The organism is Aeromonas sp. QDB68 (assembly GCF_027707405.1).
Taxonomy (GTDB): domain Bacteria; phylum Pseudomonadota; class Gammaproteobacteria; order Enterobacterales; family Aeromonadaceae; genus Aeromonas; species Aeromonas caviae.
The window spans coordinates 30,342-47,735 of the sequence record NZ_JAPCIQ010000013.1; the positions used below are offsets into that span (position 1 = coordinate 30,342).

A 17,394-nucleotide genomic window follows, 5' to 3' on the forward strand; every position below is an offset into this window, starting at 1 on the left:
TTATTCCAATAACATCAGCGCCAACCCGTGATTACAACTAAAAATACAGCACTACAGAGAGAGGAATCCCCATGAAATCCACCATCAAACTGATTTCCGGCGCCGCCATTCTGCTGGCCAGCCTGTCCGGCCAGGCCATCGCCCAGGAAACCATCAAGGTCGGCATGTCCGGCAAATATTTCCCGTTCACCTTCGTCAAGCAGGACAAGCTGCAGGGCTTCGAAGTGGACATGTGGAACCAGATCGGTGAGCGCACCGGCTACAAGGTCGAGTTCGTGACCGCCAGCTTCTCCGGCCTGTTCGGCATGCTGGAAACCGGCCGCGTCGACACCATCTCCAACCAGATCACCATCACCGACGAGCGCAAGGCCAAGTACGCCTTCTCCCAGCCCTATGTCTATGACGGTGCCCAGATCGTGGTCCGCAAGGGCAACAACACCATCCACGGCATCAAGGATCTGGAAGGCAAGAAGGTCGCCGTCAACCTGGGCTCCAACTTCGAAGAGCTGCTGCGCAAGAACGACCCCAACAAGAAGATCGACATCCGCACCTATGACTCCGCCTTCGAGCAGGATGTCGCCCTGGGCCGCATCGACGCCTTCGTGATGGACCGCGTCTCCACCGCCCAGCTGATCAAGGAATCCAAGCTGCCGCTGCAACAGGCCGGTGCACCGTTCGAAACCATCGAGAACGCCCTGCCCTTCCTGAAGACCCCGGAAAAGCAGGCCGTGCTGAAGAAGGTTGACGATGCCCTCACCGCCATGCGCAAAGACGGCACCCTGACCAAAATCTCCGAAAAATGGTTCGCAGCGGACATCTCCAGCAAATAAATGATGGAATTTGACCTCGAGTACACGCTAGGGCTGTTTCCCATTCTGCTCAAATACCTGAGCACCACGATGGAAATGGCCCTGTGGGGATTCGTATTGGCACTCGTACTGTCGCTGATCCTGGCGATAGTACGGGTCTTTCGCGTTCCTGCAATTCACTGGCTGGCGATGCTCTATATCTCGTTCTTCCGAGGTACACCCCTGCTCGTCCAGCTGTTCCTGCTCTACTACGGGCTGCCGCAACTCTTCCCCATCTTCGTGGGAATGGATGCCTTCACCGCCGCCATCATCGGCCTGACCCTGCACTTTGCCGCCTACATGGCCGAGTCCATCCGGGCCGCCATCCTCGGCATCCACAAGAGCCAGATGGAGGCCGCCCTCAGCATCGGCATGAGCCGGCTGCAGGCGATGCAACGGATCATCCTGCCGCAGGCTGCACGCATCGCGACACCTTCGCTGATGAACTACTTCATCGACATGATCAAGAGCACCTCCCTGGCGTTTACCCTGGGAGTGGCGGAGATCATGGGCAAGGCGCAGATGGAGGCCTCTTCCTCCTTCAAGTTCTTCGAGAGCTTCATGGCGGTGGCACTGGTCTACTGGGTCGTGGTCATCTTCTTCACCCGCCTGCAGCACCTGCTGGAAGTGCGGCTCAACCGTGCTTATTAAAGGAGGCCAGTCATGATCAAGCTAACCGGCCTCTCCAAGGCCTATGACGGAAATCAGGTGCTGAACAGCATCGATCTTGAGGTGAAAAAGGGGGAGATTGTTGTCATCATCGGCCCCTCCGGCACCGGCAAGTCGACTCTGCTGCGCTGCCTCAACCTGCTGGAAACCCCGGATGCCGGCCGACTCGCCATCGACGACCTGCAACTGGATCTGGCCAAGGCCAGCGACCAGCAGGCCATCGAGCTGCGCAAGCGCGCCTCCTTCGTGTTCCAGAACTACGCCCTGTTTGCCAACAAGACGGCGCTGGACAACATCGCCGAGGGGCTGATCACCGTCTGGAAGCAGCCGAAGGCGGAGGCCCGCGCCACCGCCCTTGGCATCCTCAAGGATATCGGCCTCGCCGAGAAACAGGATGCCTACCCGGCCTCCCTCTCCGGCGGCCAGCAACAGCGCGTCGGCATCGGCCGGGCCATGGCGGCCCACTCCAAGGTGATCCTGTTTGACGAGCCCACCTCCGCCCTCGATCCCGAGTGGGTCGACGAGGTGCTGGGCCTGATGAAGCAGCTCGCCCGCCAGCACCAGACCATGGTGGTGGTGACCCACGAGATCGAGTTCGCCCGTGATGTCGCCGTTCGGGTGATCTTCATGGAAGGAGGCAGGATCGTGGAGCAGGGCCCGCCGGATCAGATATTGGTCGATCCGCAGGATCCCCGTACCCGGGAATTCCTGCGCAAAGTACTTAAATAGCTCTCTCTTTGGCGGCTCTGCCGCCTTTTTTCTTGAGGGATCCTTGTTTAACCCCGGGTTGCCAGTATAATTCGGGGCCCTTGATCCTCCGGATCCTGCCAGATTATCCCGCTCGGTCGACGAACGGGGCGAGATGGAAAGGAACGGCGGATTGACGAGAAGCTGAACTCTGTTTAGAATTCGGCCTCTTTTGCTAGTCGTCACACGCTATAGCTGGCGCGTCGGCTAAGTGTGACAATCAAAACTGTACAGAAATACGGAATCGAATCATGAAACGTACTTTTCAACCGTCCAACCTGAAGCGCAAGCGCTCTCACGGTTTCCGCGCTCGCATGGCTACTGCCAACGGCCGCAAAGTTCTGGCCGCTCGTCGTGCCAAGGGTCGTGCCCGCCTGGTAGTCTAATGCCTACCCAGCACACCTTCTCTCGGGAGTTACGTCTGTTAACTCCCGAACACTTCAAACGCGTTTTCGCCGAGCCTGTCCGGGCCGCTTCTCCGCAAATTACGCTTCTTGCTTGCCCCAACTCCCTCGAACACCCCCGTCTTGGCCTCGCCGTGCCCAAAAAGGCGCTCAAGCGTGCCGTCTGGCGCAACCGTGTAAAACGAGTGGTTCGGGAAAGTTTTCGCCTCAATCAAGCCAATCTGCCCGCTATCGACATCGTCGTGATCGCCAAGGGTGGCGTGAAGGAGATGGACAACGAAGCGCTGTTCAAGTTACTGGAAAAGCTATGGCGCACTCTGTCACGCCGTTGCAATGGGTAGCAATCAAACTGATACGCCTGTATCAGCTAATCATTAGTCCCCTGCTCGGGCCGCGCTGCCGTTTCACCCCGACTTGTTCCCAATTTGCGATAGAAGCAATCCGACTTCACGGTTTCATAAAAGGCGTTTGGTTAGCCAGCAAACGTCTATTAAAATGCCATCCCTTATCCGAGGGTGGTTATGACCCGGTTCCGCAACCAAAGCGAAGAAACTGAAGACTATGGAATCACAACGCAATTTACTCCTGATCGGTTTGCTGTTCGTGAGCTTCTTGCTCTGGCAACAGTGGGAGTCCGACAAGGCTCCGAAGCCGGCCCCGACTACCGTGGCCCAAACCGAACATTTCGTACCTGAAGCCGGTCAGACCGGTGATATTCCTCAGGTTTCCGAGCAAGCAAATGGTAACGCCGCGCGCAAGCTGATCACCGTCTCCTCCGACGTGCTCAAATTGACCCTGGACACCCAGGGCGGTGACATCGTATCTGCCGAACTGCTGGCTCACAAGCTGGAAGAAGGCAAGGAACAGCCGTTCACCCTGCTGACCAGCCAACCTGCACACCTCTATGTGGCCCAGAGCGGTCTGGTCGGTCGCAATGGTCCGGACAGCCAGGCCCAGGGTCGTCCCACCTATGAAGCCGCCCAGACCAGCTATCAGCTGGCCGATGGTCAGGATCAAGTCGTCGTTCCGATGACCTGGACCGACAGCAAGGGTGTGGTCTTCACCAAGGAGTTCGTGCTCAAGCGCGGTGATTACGCCGTGGGCGTCGACTACAAGATCGACAACAAGTCTGCCGAGCCGGTCCAGGTACAGTTCTACGGTCAGCTGAAGCAGACCATGACCACGCCGAAGGATCAGGAAGGTCATGCCATGGTGGCCAGTGCCTACCGTGGTGGTGCCTTCTCCAGCGAAGACTCCCGCTACAAGAAGTACACCTTCGACGAGATGAAGGATGCCGACCTGAACAAGACCACCCAGGGTGGTTGGGTCGCCATGCTGCAGCACTACTTCGTCTCTGCCTGGGCCCCGAATGCCAACGACACCAACAGCTTCTACAGCCGCGTGATCCCGGGCAAGGACCAGGCCATCATCGGCTACAAGGCGCCGCTGGTTGACGTCGCTGCCGGCCAGCAGGCCGAAGTGAGCGGCAAGCTGTGGATCGGTCCCAAGCTGCAGGATCAGATGGCCAAGGTGGCAAACCACCTGGATCTGACCGTCGACTACGGCTGGCTCTGGTTCATCGCCCAACCGCTGCACTGGCTGCTGACCGTGTTCCACGGTTTCGTCCAGAACTGGGGTCTGGCCATTATCATGCTGACCCTGCTGGTGCGCGGCATCATGTTCCCGCTGACCAAGGCCCAGTACACCTCCATGGCCAAGATGCGCATGCTCCAGCCCAAGCTGGCTGCGCTCAAGGAACGCTTCGGTGACGATCGCCAGAAGATGTCCCAGGGCATGATGGAGCTGTACAAGAAGGAGAAGGTCAACCCGCTGGGCGGCTGCCTGCCCATCCTGGTACAGATGCCCATCTTCATCGCCCTCTACTGGGCACTGATGGAGTCTGTCGAGCTGCGCCACGCGCCGTTCGTCCTGTGGATCACCGACCTGTCGGTGAAGGACCCCTTCTTCGTGCTGCCAATCCTCATGGGTGCCTCCATGTGGTATCTGCAGAAGATGAGCCCGACCACCATCACGGACCCGATGCAGCAGAAGGTGATGCAGTTCATGCCGATCATCTTCACCTTCATGTTCCTCTGGTTCCCGGCAGGTCTGACTCTGTACTGGCTGGTGAGCAACGTCATCTCCATCATCCAGCAGACCATCATCTATCGTCAGCTGGAGAAGAAAGGCCTGCACTCACGCAACTGATGCGCAGCCCATCTTTCCTGATGACAAAAGAGGCGGCCTTCGGGCCGCCTTTTTTATTACAATGTCCCCCACCCTCTTACTCATTCAGCCAACCAGCGAGTCAAGCAAGATGACAACAGATACCATCGTGGCCCAGGCCACCGCCCCCGGCCGTGGCGGCGTCGGCATAGTCCGCGTCTCCGGCCCTGCCGCCGAGCGGGTCGCCGAGATAGTGCTCGGCAAGCTCCCCAGGGTGCGTTATGCCGAATATCTGCCGTTCAGGGACGAGCAGGGCCAGGCGCTGGATCAGGGCATCGCCCTGCTGTTCAAGGCCCCCAACAGCTTCACTGGCGAAGACGTGCTGGAGCTGCAGGGCCATGGCGGCCCCGTCATTCTCGACATGCTGATCCGCCGCATCCTGCAGATCGACGGCATCCGCCCCGCCCGCCCGGGCGAGTTCAGCGAGCGCGCCTTCCTCAACGACAAGCTGGATCTGGCCCAGGCCGAGGCCATCGCCGATCTCATCGAAGCCTCCAGCGAGCAGGCCGCCCGCAGCGCCATGCACTCCCTGCAGGGGCAGTTCTCCGGCAAGGTGCAACAGCTGGTGGAGAGCCTCACCCGGCTGCGCATCTATGTGGAAGCGGCCATCGACTTCCCGGATGAAGAGATCGACTTTCTCTCCGACGGCAAGGTGGCGGGTGACCTCTACGCCATCATGTCCGAGCTGGACGACGTGCGCAGCGAGGCCAAGCAGGGTGCCCTGCTGCGAGAGGGGATGAAGGTGGTGATCGCCGGTCGTCCCAACGCCGGCAAATCGAGCCTGCTCAACGCCCTCGCAGGCCGCGAGTCCGCCATCGTCACCGAGATCGCCGGTACCACCCGCGACGTGCTGCGCGAGCACATCCATCTGGATGGCATGCCGCTGCACATCATCGACACCGCGGGCCTACGCGATACCCAGGACAAGGTGGAACAGATCGGCATCGAGCGCGCCTGGGCCGAGATCGAACAGGCCGACCGGGTGCTGTTTATGGTGGACGGCACCACCACGGATGCCGTCGACCCCCACGACATCTGGCCGGAATTCGTTGATCGGTTGCCAAAAAACATCGGCCTCACCGTGGTGCGCAACAAGGCGGACCTGACCGGCGAGGATCTGGCACCGAGCCAGGAGCAGGGCCATGCCGTCTATCGCATCTCCGCCAAGACCGAGCTGGGGCTGCCCGCACTGCGCGAGCACCTCAAGGCCTGCATGGGCTTCCAGGGCAACACCGAAAGGGGCTTCATGGCCCGCCGCCGCCACCTAGACGCACTGGAGCGCGCCGCCGAACGGCTGCTGGTAGCCAGGGAGCAGCTTGAGGTCTATGTGGCTGGTGAACTGGTGGCCGAGGAGCTGCGCCTGGCCCAGGAGTCCCTGTCCGAGATCACCGGCGAGTTCAGCTCCGACGATCTGCTGGGCCGCATCTTCTCCAGCTTCTGCATCGGCAAGTAAGTCCGCAGAGCAGGCAATGAAAAGCCCGGGTTCATCCCGCAATGCTGTTCACTTAAGAGAATTTGAGTTCCAGTCCACGTAGTATCAGGACAAAAAAGCGAGGGAGGCATGATGCCTCCCTCTTTCTATTGCAAGCCCCGCTGGATAAAGGCTGGAGGAAGATCGACTGGACACAGCCTTGCCCCCTCAACTCAAATCCAATTTATGAATAATCAGTCAAAAAAGTGCTTATCTGAACAGCATTGCGGGTTCATCCCGGGCTTTTTTTGTGCGCTTTTCATCCATCGACCTAGAGGCGGCGCAGGCACCACATGAAGTAAGCACCCCCTAACAGGGTGGAGACCAGACCGACGGGCACCTCCTGGGGAAAGAGGATCTGCTGGCCGATCCAGTCCGCCGACACCATCAGCAAAGCGCCACAGCCTGCAGCGCCGAGCAGGTGCCAGCGCGCCCTCACCAGCCCCATCAATCTGGCCAGGTGCGGCGCCAGCAGACCAGCAAAGGAGAGCGGACCTATCACCATGGTGGCACTGGCGGTGAGCACGGCCACCAGCAGCAGGATGGTGAGCTGGGCACGGCCGAGATGGATCCCCAGAGCCGTCGCTACCGCCGGCCCCATGGGCATAAGATCGAGCCAGCGGCTCACCAGCAGGCAGGCTGCCAGCATCAGCAGCGCCAACACCACCAGGGCAAGGGCCACCGGCTGGGTGACGTAATAGGTGGAGCCGGACATCCAGGAGAGCAGTTGCTGCACCCGCAGGTCACCGTTGGCCAGGGCGATGGCCTGCAACGGCTCGAACAGCGCCGTGATGGCGATGCCAGACAGCAGTATCCGCTCCGGCTGGAAGCCGTTGCGCCGGTTGATAAGCACCAGCAGCAGCAGGCAGGCGAAGGCGCCCACCAGCCCCCCCAGCAGCATCATGGGCAGCGGCAAGGCGGGCAGCAACAGGGCCGCCGCAATCACCCCCATGAAGGTGCCACCGCTCACCCCCAGCAGTTCGGGGCTCGCCATGGGGTTGTTGCTGACTCGCTGCAACAAGGTGCCAGCCAGCGCCAGCAACACGCCTGCGGCACCCGCTGCCAGGGTGCGCGGCAAGCGCCACTCCAGCTGGGCCTGCCACCGCAGCCAGCTCGGCCAGCCCCAGCCGCCCATCCCCTGCCCAAACAACAGGGAGGCGATCACCGCCGCAGCCAGCCCCAACACCATCAGGCCGACAAGGCGAGTCGGCGCCGGATGGCGGGCCAACTGCAGGGAGGAGTTCGCCTTAGGCGCACTCTGCTTGATACCAAGACGCGGGATCAGCCAGAGCAGCAGCGGCGCCCCCAACAGGGCTGTCATAGCGCCGGTCGGGATCAGCACAGGCCAGAACCGGCTCAGGGTCTGCAGCAGCAGATCGGTGGCCGCCAGCAACAGGGCGCCGAGGATGGGTGCCCACAGCAGCCGCTGGGCCAGTTTTCTGACCCCCAACAACCGCACCATGGCGGGCGCCGCCAGCCCGATAAAACCGATCAGCCCCACCACGCTCACCACGCAGGCGGTGACGAACACGGCGAGACCCAGACCAGCCAGGCGCAGATGCTTGAGGGAGACCCCCAGGCTGCTTGCGCTGGCATCGTCCAGCTCCAGCACAGCCAGCGGGCGCACCAGCACCGCCGCCAGCATCGCGGCCAGCAGCAACCGTGGCAGCAGATAGCCGACGCCGCTCCAGCTGTTCTGGGCCAGAGATCCGCTCCCCCACACCAGCAACCCTTTGAGCTCCTCCTGGAAGAACAGCAGCAATCCCATGCTGATGGCGGCCAGATAGAGGTTTATCACCAGCCCTGCAAAGACGATGACCACGGGATTGAGCTGGCGGCGCCAGGCCAGGGCGAAGACCAGCCCCATGGCCAGGCTTCCCCCGGCCATGGCGATCCACTCCCGCCCGATCAGCAGCCAGGAGGGGGCGAGCAGGGTCACCATCATCAGCGCCAGCTGGGCGCCGGAGGCCACCCCCAGGGTGGTGGGCGAGGCCAGGGGATTGCGCAGCACCTGCTGCATCAGGGTACCGGCGAGCCCGAGGGCGGCACCGGCCAGCAGGCAGATGGCTAGGCGCGGCAGCCAGCTGAAATGAACCACCGCCTGGCGGGCATCGGTCAGATCCGGCGACAACAGGGTCGCCAGCCAACGCGCCACCGGCAACTGACCGGCCAGCTCCCAACCGGCGAGCGCCAGCGTGAGCCCCAGCAGCAGGCTGACAGGTAGTCGCAGCTGCGACGGAAAAATCTGGTTCATTGCAGCCCCTCCCCGCTTTGCCCATCCCTCTGCAGCGCAGTACTGAGCTGCACGGCAAAGCGGCGCGCCGCCAGCACGCCGCCAAAACTCCACACCGCAGGCAGATGCAGCACGGCCGCCGCCCTCACCTGTGGTAGCTGCTGCCACAGACCGGGCTCCTGTAGCCGCTCGCTCACCCCGACCGGGATCGGATCGACCACCACCAGCTGCGCTTGCGGCAGCGCCATCAACTGCTCCAGACTGGCCACGGCAAAGCCCCAAGCATTGGTTTCCCCCTGCCAGCCATTGCGCAGGCCAAGCCGCTGCATCACTGCCTCGAACAGGCTGCCACGGCCAAACACCCGCACATGGCGCTCATCAATGAATTGCACCACCAGCAAGGGGGGCAGATCGGCGGGCTGCGCCACCTGCATCTGTGCCAGATCCAGCTCCAGTGCGGCGAGCTGGCGTTCGGCCTCCGCCTCTTTGTTGACCAGGGCGGCTATGGTCAGGGTCGCTTCCCGCAGTCGCTGCCACAGATCGGTGCCCGGTTCATACAGGGCGATGGAGTGCACCGGCGCGATGCGGGAGAGGGTCGGCGCCAGGGGGGCCGCCAGCGGCGAGATGAGAACAAGATCCGGTTTGAGCTCCGCCAGCAGTTCCCGGTTGGGTTGGGCACGCAGCCCGATATCGATCACCCCGGCAGGAAGCTGGGGTTCACCGACCCAGGCGCGATAGGGGGCCACATCCCCCACCGCCATCGGGGTGACCCCCAGGGCCAGCAGGGTCTCGGCTATGGTCCAGTCCACTGTGGCGATGCGGGGCGTGGCGCTGGTGGCGTCGGTGGCGGTGACAAGCTGCCCGGCCTCCCCTGCCAGGGGCAGCAGCAGACTGAGCAGACAGGGCGCCATCTTCAATAAACGGTTCAAGAGCGGCCCCCGGTCAGACGATGGCGATGGCGTGGTCATGGGCCGGATGGCGAATGACCTCCATGGGGATGCCATAGATGGCGTTCAGGGTCTCCCCTGTCATGATCTGTTCGGGCTCGCCGTGGGTCAGCAGACGGCCGGAGTGCAGCGCCACCAGCCGATCGCAGAAACGGGAGGCCATGTTGATGTCGTGAATGACGATGATGACCCCGAGGTTGAGCTGGCGGCTGAGCTGCTTGACGAGCGTGAGCACCTCCACCTGATGGGCCACGTCCAGGGCGGCCAGCGGCTCGTCCAGCAGGATGAAACGGCTCTCCTGAGCCAGCAGCATGGCGAGCCAGACTCGCCCCCGCTCACCGCCGGAGAGGGTATCCACCAGCCGATCGGCAAAGCGTTCGGTGTGGGTCAGGGCGATGGCACGCTCCACCTGACGGTGATCTTCCGCTCCCATCCGGCCCAGCAGTCCGCGCCAGGGGTAGCGCCCCATCTCCACCAGTTCGCGGCCGAGCAGGTTTTCGGCACTCGGCAGGTGCTGGGGCAGATAGGCCACCTGACGGGCAAACTCCCGGTTGCCCCAGGCAGACAACGGCTGGTCATCGAACAGGATCTCCCCGCCGCTGTGGGGTTGCTGGCGCGCCAGCAGCTTGATCAGGGTCGATTTGCCCGACCCGTTGTGGCCGATGAGGCCATAGACCCGACCTTGCTCGAAGCGAAGGCTGGTGGGGTGCAGCAGCATGCGGTCATTGACCGCGAAGCTGGCGGATTTCATCTCGAACATAAGCAATTCCTGTGCTGGCTTGCTGCCAGTCTCATCGGTGCCAGCATCAGGCCGGCACCTTGCCATCCAGATGGGCGACCGCATCCCGGCTCACCTGCTTGCGCTGCTCGCCGGTCAGTTCGGTGAGGCGGCCCTGGCGCATCTCCAGCAGGCGATCGGCCAGAGAGAAGTAGTGATCGTCGTGGCTGATGGCGATCACCGTCTTGCCCATCTCCTTGAGACGCGGCAACAGCACCTGATAGAAGATGCGGCGGAACTGGGGATCCTGCTCCGCGGCCCATTCGTCAAACAGCATCACCTCCCGCTGCTCTGCCAGGGCCAGCAGCAGGGCGACCCGCTTGCGCTGGCCCTGGGAGAGGTCGATATCGGCGATGAAGCCATCCTCGATGGCAAGCTTGCTGCCCATCTGCAACCGCTCAAGCCACTCGGCGACCAGCGCCTCTTTCGGCTCGGGCCCCAGCAAATGCTGGAACAGGTGGTAGTCGGTGAAGATGGCGGAGAAGAGCCCCAGATAGCCGTTGCGATCGGTGACCGGCTCCCCATCCAGCAGGATCCGGCCAGAGACCGGTTGATAGAGCCCGGTCAGCAGCATGGCCAGGGTCGACTTGCCGGAGCCGTTGCCACCGATGAGGAATATCTGCTCCCCCCGCTCGATCACCAGATTGATGGGGCCCACGGAGAAACCGCCCTCCCCCTGGTAGTGAAAGCTCACCTGCTCCAGCTCGATGCGCTGCCAGGAGCGAGGCGCAGGCGGCAACGGGAACGCTTCGTCCGGCTCTGCCAGATTGAGGGCAGCTATCTTGTCGAACGCCACCTGGGCGGCGATCAGGGTCGGCAAGGCTCCGATACCTTGCAGCAAGGGAGTGCGCAGGAACAACAGGGTCAGGGCGAAGGTGGCGGCCACATTGGTGTTGGCCCAGCCCAGCCCGTTGGCCAGGAAGAAGACCAGGCCGATGGCACCCAGCATCATGATGTTCGACCAGTTCACCGCGCTCAGGTGGTAGGTATCGGCGCGGATGATCTGCTCCCGGTAGTCCCGGGCATTCTGCTCATAGAGCTGGTGGTAGACGAAGTGGGCACGCTCGCGGTTGAGCGCCAGCTCCTTGCTCCCGGCGATGATGGACTGGTAGTTCTGGTAGAGCCTGTCTTCGGCCTGGCGCATGTGCGCCAGGTGGCGATAGACCCGGTTCACCAGCAACCAGCCCACCACCATGGTCACGGTGACCCAGAGGGCGGTAACACCGAGCAAGGCGGGAGAGAGCAGGCCAAGGTAGATGATGGAGCCCAGGGTGAGCACCAGGCCCTGTACCAGCTCCGGCAGGCGCACGAAGGCGATGGTGATCTGACCGATGTCGCTGGAAAGGGAGGCCAGGAGCGGCCCCTGCCCTATTTGACGCAGACGGGCGACGTCGGTATCCAGCAGTTGCTTGAGCAGGCGGCCACGCAACCGGTAGACGAAATGGTGACCCAGGGTGGTCAGGGCCAGTTGGGATCCGAGCGTGATCACCAGCAGCAGCAAGACAAGGCCGACAAGCTGACCCAGGATCGGCAGCGGATCCCCGACTGATTCGATAAGTGATTGATTGATGAAGGCAATGACGCCTATCCCGCTGACAGCACTCAACAGGCTGAGCAGGGTAATGGCGATGAAGGGCCAACGGTATTGGCGATAAACCAGTGACAAGAGTTCCATGACAGGCCTGTAGATGAATGGAAGGAGGGCGGGAGCCTTCGCCCCCGCCCGGCCTGTCGCTTACCAGCGGTAGTTGACGGTGCCGACTATGCTGCGCGGCTCGCCGTAGTAGCAGTAGTAGTCGCAGCTCGCCACATAGGTGTCGTTCAGCAGGTTGTTGACGTTGATCTGGGCACGCCAGTTCTTGGCAAAGTCATACCCGATCATCGCATCCCATACGGTGTGTGCAGGTACCTGGGCGGAACCATAGATGGGGGTGTAGTCCGCATTCACCGCGCCGATGCCGACGCTGGAACCCACATAGCGCACGCCGGAACCCAGCTCAAGACCGGATACCGGGCCCTGCTGCACCTTGTAGTTGCCCCAGAAGGAGGCCTGGTGGCGCGGGATCAGGCTCGCACGACGATCGCCGTTGCCGGTGTCGTTGGTCTTGGCATCGGTATAGGTATAGGCAGCGGTCAGGCGCAACGCCTCGGTGGCCTGCACGCTCCCTTCCAGCTCGACCCCCTGGGAGGTCACTTCACCGGCCTGGGTCTGCTGGCCGGAGCCGGTAGAGACCAGGGAGTTGGTCTGCTCCAGATCGAACAGCGCCAGGTTGATGTAGCCATCGAGGAAGCTGGGTGCGTACTTGACCCCGGTCTCGTAGAGCTTGCCTTCCAGCGGCTTGTAGGAGTTGCCGGTGTTGGGGTCTATCCCCGGCAGCACTTCGAAGGATTCCGCATAGGCGAAGTAAGGGGAGAGACCGTTGTCGGCCAGGTACATCAGGCTGCCGGAGAGAGAGAGGTTGTCGTCGTACTGTTTCTCGTTCTTGCTCTTGGCTTCGCTGATGTTGTGGGTTTCCACGTAGTCGAAACGACCGCCCGCGGTCAGCAGCCAGCGATCATCCCAGCGGATCTGGTGCTGGGCATAGAGGCCGCTCTGGCCCTTGGTGCTCTTCTGATGGGTCGCGGTGGATTCATCAAAACCGGGGAAACCGCTGTAATCCGGGTTCATGGTGTTGATGGCGCCCATGCCATAGTTGTCGGCTTCCTGACCTTCATTCACATGGCGCTGCAGATCCACCCCCAGCAGCAGGGTCTGCTCCGTGCTGTCGGTGTTCCAGTAGCCCACCATCTGATTGTCCATGGTGGCGCTCTTGGTATCCCCATCCCGGTAGACCAGGCCGCGGTAGGCGGTGGTGCCTTCATAGGTCGGGAAGATGTAGGTCTGGCGCAGCAGCAGATCGTTGTAGTTGAAGCGAACGTTCTGCTTGAACTCCCAGGTCTGGTTGAGCTGGTGGGCCAGCTCGTACCCGGCGGAGATCTGGGTATTGCGATTGCGGTCGTAATCCGGCTGGCTCAGGTTGGTGGAGGGATCGAGCTGGCCGCCGGAGGTATTCAGGGTGCCGTAAACCGGGAAGAAGCCGTTGGTCGGCACCCCTTCATCGTGCTTGAAGCTGGAAAGCAGAGTCAGCGTGGTGCGATCCGAAATATCCAGGGTTACGCTCGGCGCCAGATAGGCGCGCTCGTTGTAGGTGCCATCCAGCACGCCGTCCCGCTCGTTGTAGAGGGCCACCAGACGATAACGGCTGTTGTCGGTAAGAGAGTCAGAGACATCCACCCCGACCTGGCGCAGATCCCGGTTGCCCAGTTGCAGGTTCACCAGACCCTGCGGGGTCGCTGTCGGACGCTTGCTGATGGCGTTGATGACGCCTCCGGGAGGGGCTTCGCCATACAGAATGGAGGCCGGGCCTTTGAGCACTTCCACGCTCTCAAGGCCGAAGGGTTCCGGGGTCCAGACATAGTAACCGGTGCTGAACAGGCGGTTGCCATCCAGGTAAGAAGCCGCATCGAAGCCGCGCACCTTGAACCAGTCAGCATCCGTGTCCGAACCATAGGACTGGGACAGGACGCCGGAGCGATAGCGTAGGGACTCGTCGAGCTTGAGTACGGCGTGCTGGTCCAGCTCTTCGCGATTGACCACGGAAACGGCACGGGGGGTCTCTGCCATGGGGACCTCGACCTTCATGGCGGTCCCGGTCACGACCATGGTTTCGCCCGCCTTGGGCAACTCTTTATCCGCCTGTTCCGCCGCCAACACGGGCAGGGACGCCAGCAGACAGGAGAGCGGCAGCAGCTGTGCGCCTCTCTTTCGCATCACGGCATTCGGGGTATTTTTTTGCGCAATCATATAAGTGTCTCAAATATCAATAAGTTATGTTTGATTTCTTATTATGGGTGCCCAATTGGACCGGTCAGCCCGGCGCCTCAGGCGAATAAAGCAGCGCCATGCTACTACAGGTGCCGTGATCGAATCGATTCAATAATTGCTAATCATTTGCATCTGCATTGTTAATTGATGTTTTAAAGTGTCGTTTGACAACGAAAGGTGCGATGAGGTCCCAACAGGCGGAAAGAAGGCAGCATGACGGCCACGAGACCGGTTTTGGCAACAAAAAAGTGGACAGGATCCTTATCCCCAAGCTTTATCCATATTTATCCACATGCTTTGGCGGTAAGATCCCCGCTCTTCACTTTTTCGATGACATCAGGATCCATTCCATGGCCAAACTCAACCTCGTCGTCGGCTCCATGCTGGGGGCCTCCGAATATGTCGCAGATCATGTGGTCGGCCTGCTTGAACAGGCGGGCCACCAGGCGGAGATCCACAACCCCGCCAGCCTGGCCAGGATCCTGACCGAGCCAGGAGCCATCGTGCTGGTGGTCACTTCCACCCATGGTGCGGGGGATGTACCCGACAATCTGCAGCCCTTTGCCCAGGATCTTGCCGAACAGAAGCCGGATCTCGCCGCCTTCAAGTACGGAGTGATCGCCCTGGGGGATCGCAGCTATGACACCTTCTGCCAGGGCGGCAAGACGCTGGATCGGCTGCTGGCAGAGTGCGGGGCAAACCGGATCGGGGAGCGTCTGGAGATAGACGTCACCCAGCACGAGATCCCGGAAGATGCCGCAGAAACCTGGATCCACGACTGGATGACCTTGATCGGCTGATCAGGGCCAGGGAGATCCGGTCACGACCCCCGATCTCCCTGGTTATCCCCAGATCCCTATCCACCAGGTTATTAACAGGGGGATCCGGATAAGTTTTTCCCGATTATTCCCCACATAAGCCAAGATAACTGTGCATAACTTCGGTACCAAGCTCTGTAAAACCTATAGTTATTCATGTATTAGATCTTGCCAACCATGTATCTGTGTATAAAAACCCATGTTATCCCCCCGTTCGCCCCCTCCGGATCCAAGCTTTTCCACAAGCAGCGATCGACCTTAACCGAATGATCTTTATGATCAAAAATGCCTTATCAACAGAAGTCGTGGATCCTAATAAAAGATCCAATAAAAGATCGATCTAAAGATCCTTAAGATCTATTTAACCGCTCCCTGATCCATACTGATCCTGAAGTAGACGTTCCCCTCCGGATGCTAAACAGATAGAATGATCCGCCCTTCAGACCAGGCAAACAAAGATCTTCAGGCGTGCAGATCAAGGTGATCCCCAATGCAATACCATGAACAATTTGATGTGATCGTCGTCGGTGGCGGTCATGCAGGAACCGAAGCGGCAACAGCGGCAGCCCGGATGGGTCTCAATACCCTGTTGCTCACCCACAACATAGATACGCTGGGGCATATGTCCTGCAATCCGGCGATCGGCGGGATCGGCAAGGGACACCTGGTCAAGGAAGTCGACGCCCTTGGCGGGATCATGGCGCAGGCCATCGATCTCGGCGGGATCCAGTTCCGCACGCTCAACTCTTCCAAGGGCCCGGCGGTTCGCGCCACTCGCGCCCAGGCGGATCGTCTGCTTTACAAGGCAGTCGTGCGCCAGATGCTGGAGAACTACCCGAACCTGAAGATCTTCCAGCAGGCCTGCGACGATCTGGTCATGGACGGGGATCGCGTCGCCGGGGTTGTCACCCAGAGCGGGATCCGCATCAGCGGCAAGACGGTCGTACTGACCGTGGGTACCTTCCTGAACGGCCTGATCCACATCGGCATGGAGAACTACAAAGGGGGCCGCGCCGGGGATCCTCCCTCGATTGCCCTCGCCCAGCGCCTGCGTGAAATGCCGCTGCGCATCGATCGCCTCAAGACGGGCACACCACCACGCATCGATGCACGCACCGTCGATTTTTCCGTGATGCAGCAGCAACATGGCGACGATCCTCGCCCGGTCTTCTCCTTTATCGGCAACGCCAGCCAGCATCCGCGCCAGATGCCTTGCTACGTGACCCATACCAATGAGCAGACCCACGAGGTGATCCGCAACAACCTGGATCGCAGCCCCATGTACGCCGGGGTGATCGAGGGGATAGGCCCGCGCTACTGTCCGTCGATCGAGGACAAGATCACCCGCTTTGCCGACAAGACGGCGCACCAGATCTTTGTGGAACCGGAAGGCCTGACCACCCACGAGCTCTACCCGAACGGGATCTCCACCAGCCTGCCGTTCGACGTGCAGGTGCAGATCGTCCGCTCGATCCGTGGCTTCGAGAATGCCCATATCACTCGCCCTGGCTACGCCATCGAGTACGATTTCTTCGATCCGCGGGATCTCAAGGCCAACATGGAGAGCAAGTGCATCGAGAACCTCTTCTTCGCCGGCCAGATCAACGGCACCACCGGCTATGAAGAGGCCGCTGCCCAGGGCCTGATGGCCGGTCTGAACGCGGGCTTGCGCGCCCAGGGCAAGGAAGCCTGGCACCCACGCCGGGATCAGGCCTACATGGGCGTGATGATGGACGATCTCTCCACCCTGGGAACCCGCGAACCCTATCGCATGTTCACCAGCCGTGCCGAATATCGCCTGCTGCTGCGGGAAGACAATGCGGATCTGCGCCTGACCGCTATCGGCCGCGAGCTGGGTCTGGTGGATGATCATCGCTGGAGCCTGTTCAATGCCAAGGTGGAACAGGTGGAGCAGGAACGTCAGCGCATGCGCTCGACCTGGATCCACCCGCAGCATCCGTCTCTGGAGGCCGTCAACGCCCTGGTCAACACTCCCCTGACCCGGGAGCAGAGCTTGGAAGAGCTGCTGCGTCGCCCCGAGGTGACCTACGATGCCCTGATGGCCATCGAGGGTGTGGGGCCTGCATTGACCGATGCGGCTGCCGCGGATCAGGTGGAGATCCAGATCAAGTACGCCGGTTATATCGAGCGTCAGCACGACGAGGTGGAGAAACAGTTGCGCAACGAAAACACCCTGCTGCCGCTGGATATGAACTACCGCGACGTGAACGGTCTCTCCAACGAGGTGATCGCCAAGCTCAACGATGCCAAGCCAGAGACCATAGGTCAGGCGTCTCGCATCTCCGGCATCACCCCTGCCGCCATCTCCATCTTGCTGGTGCACCTGAAGAAACACGGCCTGCTGCGTAAAACCGCCTGAGGAATTCC

15 protein-coding genes are annotated in these 17,394 nt (G+C 61.2%); 10 read left to right on the forward strand and 5 right to left on the reverse strand.

Annotation, left to right across the window (positions count from 1 at the left end):
• The first annotated feature begins 71 nt into the window (after nt 1-71).
• The 8 genes from PG892_RS06485 (at nt 72) to mnmE (ending at nt 6,347) form a co-directional block, all read left to right on the forward strand.
• Nucleotides 72-830, forward strand: a complete 759-nt coding sequence (locus PG892_RS06485) for an amino acid ABC transporter substrate-binding protein (protein ID WP_270825248.1) — start codon at nt 72-74, stop codon at nt 828-830.
• The gene (locus PG892_RS06490; RefSeq protein ID WP_210556354.1) at nt 831-1,499 is read left to right on the forward strand and encodes an amino acid ABC transporter permease; all 669 of its coding nucleotides are present in this window, start codon (nt 831-833) and stop codon (nt 1,497-1,499) included.
• Between the two features lie 12 nt (nt 1,500-1,511).
• Nucleotides 1,512-2,246 carry an amino acid ABC transporter ATP-binding protein gene (locus tag PG892_RS06495; protein ID WP_270825250.1) on the forward strand — a complete coding sequence of 245 codons (735 nt, stop codon included), beginning with the start codon at nt 1,512-1,514 and terminating at the stop codon, nt 2,244-2,246.
• A gap of 269 nt (nt 2,247-2,515) precedes the next feature.
• Nucleotides 2,516-2,650 carry a 50S ribosomal protein L34 gene (gene rpmH, locus PG892_RS06500; RefSeq protein ID WP_005307156.1) on the forward strand — a complete coding sequence of 45 codons (135 nt, stop codon included), beginning with the start codon at nt 2,516-2,518 and terminating at the stop codon, nt 2,648-2,650.
• On the forward strand, nt 2,650-3,009 hold the full coding sequence (gene rnpA, locus PG892_RS06505) for a ribonuclease P protein component (protein ID WP_010672281.1): 360 nt from the start codon (nt 2,650-2,652) through the stop codon (nt 3,007-3,009). The genes rpmH and rnpA overlap by 1 nt, the downstream gene beginning before the upstream one ends.
• Nucleotides 2,976-3,224, forward strand: a complete 249-nt coding sequence (gene yidD / locus PG892_RS06510) for a membrane protein insertion efficiency factor YidD (protein WP_010672280.1) — start codon at nt 2,976-2,978, stop codon at nt 3,222-3,224. Before rnpA ends, yidD begins: the two co-directional genes overlap by 34 nt.
• A 5-nt stretch (nt 3,225-3,229) precedes the next feature.
• Nucleotides 3,230-4,876 (forward strand): membrane protein insertase YidC, encoded by a 1,647-nt coding sequence (yidC, locus tag PG892_RS06515; protein WP_210556359.1) that lies wholly within the window; start codon nt 3,230-3,232, stop codon nt 4,874-4,876.
• A gap of 109 nt (nt 4,877-4,985) precedes the next feature.
• Nucleotides 4,986-6,347, forward strand: coding sequence for a tRNA uridine-5-carboxymethylaminomethyl(34) synthesis GTPase MnmE (gene mnmE, locus PG892_RS06520; protein ID WP_270825251.1), 1,362 nt, complete (start codon nt 4,986-4,988; stop codon nt 6,345-6,347).
• Nucleotides 6,348-6,636: 289 nt separating this feature from the next.
• Here the strand turns inward: mnmE and fhuB are convergent, their stop codons facing one another.
• The 5 genes from fhuB to PG892_RS06545 are packed head-to-tail and all read right to left on the reverse strand — an operon-like array spanning nt 6,637 to nt 14,167.
• Nucleotides 6,637-8,619, reverse strand: coding sequence for a Fe(3+)-hydroxamate ABC transporter permease FhuB (gene fhuB / locus PG892_RS06525; protein ID WP_210556796.1), 1,983 nt, complete (start codon nt 8,617-8,619; stop codon nt 6,637-6,639).
• Nucleotides 8,616-9,509, reverse strand: a complete 894-nt coding sequence (locus PG892_RS06530) for an ABC transporter substrate-binding protein (protein WP_210556831.1) — start codon at nt 9,507-9,509, stop codon at nt 8,616-8,618. The genes fhuB and PG892_RS06530 overlap by 4 nt, the downstream gene beginning before the upstream one ends.
• Before the next feature lie 31 nt (nt 9,510-9,540).
• Nucleotides 9,541-10,305, reverse strand: a complete 765-nt coding sequence (locus PG892_RS06535) for an ATP-binding cassette domain-containing protein (RefSeq protein WP_052815150.1) — start codon at nt 10,303-10,305, stop codon at nt 9,541-9,543.
• Between the two features lie 46 nt (nt 10,306-10,351).
• Nucleotides 10,352-11,998 carry a multidrug ABC transporter permease/ATP-binding protein gene (locus PG892_RS06540; RefSeq protein ID WP_210556799.1) on the reverse strand — a complete coding sequence of 549 codons (1,647 nt, stop codon included), beginning with the start codon at nt 11,996-11,998 and terminating at the stop codon, nt 10,352-10,354.
• 60 nt (nt 11,999-12,058) lie between these two features.
• On the reverse strand, nt 12,059-14,167 hold the full coding sequence (locus PG892_RS06545) for a TonB-dependent siderophore receptor (protein ID WP_210556801.1): 2,109 nt from the start codon (nt 14,165-14,167) through the stop codon (nt 12,059-12,061).
• Nucleotides 14,168-14,538: 371 nt separating this feature from the next.
• Here PG892_RS06545 and mioC point away from each other — a divergent pair, with 371 nt between their 5' ends.
• Nucleotides 14,539-14,988 (forward strand): FMN-binding protein MioC, encoded by a 450-nt coding sequence (gene mioC, locus PG892_RS06550; RefSeq protein WP_210556803.1) that lies wholly within the window; start codon nt 14,539-14,541, stop codon nt 14,986-14,988.
• Between the two features lie 508 nt (nt 14,989-15,496).
• Nucleotides 15,497-17,386: a tRNA uridine-5-carboxymethylaminomethyl(34) synthesis enzyme MnmG gene (mnmG, locus tag PG892_RS06555; protein WP_210556804.1), complete on the forward strand. Its 1,890-nt coding sequence runs from the start codon at nt 15,497-15,499 to the stop codon at nt 17,384-17,386.
• The last annotated feature ends 8 nt before the right edge of the window (nt 17,387-17,394 follow it).

Excerpts from the sequence above, each read along its gene's own strand:
- PG892_RS06485 (WP_270825248.1), top strand. The coding sequence starts at position 72 with ATGAAATCCACCATCAAACTGATTTCCGGCGCCGCCATTCTGCTGGCC.
- PG892_RS06490 (WP_210556354.1), top strand. The coding sequence starts at position 831 with ATGATGGAATTTGACCTCGAGTACACGCTAGGGCTGTTTCCCATTCTG.
- PG892_RS06495 (WP_270825250.1), top strand. The coding sequence starts at position 1,512 with ATGATCAAGCTAACCGGCCTCTCCAAGGCCTATGACGGAAATCAGGTG.
- rpmH (WP_005307156.1), top strand. The coding sequence starts at position 2,516 with ATGAAACGTACTTTTCAACCGTCCAACCTGAAGCGCAAGCGCTCTCAC.
- rnpA (WP_010672281.1), top strand. The coding sequence starts at position 2,650 with ATGCCTACCCAGCACACCTTCTCTCGGGAGTTACGTCTGTTAACTCCC.
- yidD (WP_010672280.1), top strand. The coding sequence starts at position 2,976 with ATGGCGCACTCTGTCACGCCGTTGCAATGGGTAGCAATCAAACTGATA.
- yidC (WP_210556359.1), top strand. The coding sequence starts at position 3,230 with ATGGAATCACAACGCAATTTACTCCTGATCGGTTTGCTGTTCGTGAGC.
- mnmE (WP_270825251.1), top strand. The coding sequence starts at position 4,986 with ATGACAACAGATACCATCGTGGCCCAGGCCACCGCCCCCGGCCGTGGC.
- fhuB (WP_210556796.1), bottom strand. The coding sequence starts at position 8,619 with ATGAACCAGATTTTTCCGTCGCAGCTGCGACTACCTGTCAGCCTGCTG.
- PG892_RS06530 (WP_210556831.1), bottom strand. The coding sequence starts at position 9,509 with ATGGCGCCCTGTCTGCTCAGTCTGCTGCTGCCCCTGGCAGGGGAGGCC.
- PG892_RS06535 (WP_052815150.1), bottom strand. The coding sequence starts at position 10,305 with ATGTTCGAGATGAAATCCGCCAGCTTCGCGGTCAATGACCGCATGCTG.
- PG892_RS06540 (WP_210556799.1), bottom strand. The coding sequence starts at position 11,998 with ATGGAACTCTTGTCACTGGTTTATCGCCAATACCGTTGGCCCTTCATC.
- PG892_RS06545 (WP_210556801.1), bottom strand. The coding sequence starts at position 14,167 with ATGATTGCGCAAAAAAATACCCCGAATGCCGTGATGCGAAAGAGAGGC.
- mioC (WP_210556803.1), top strand. The coding sequence starts at position 14,539 with ATGGCCAAACTCAACCTCGTCGTCGGCTCCATGCTGGGGGCCTCCGAA.
- mnmG (WP_210556804.1), top strand. The coding sequence starts at position 15,497 with ATGCAATACCATGAACAATTTGATGTGATCGTCGTCGGTGGCGGTCAT.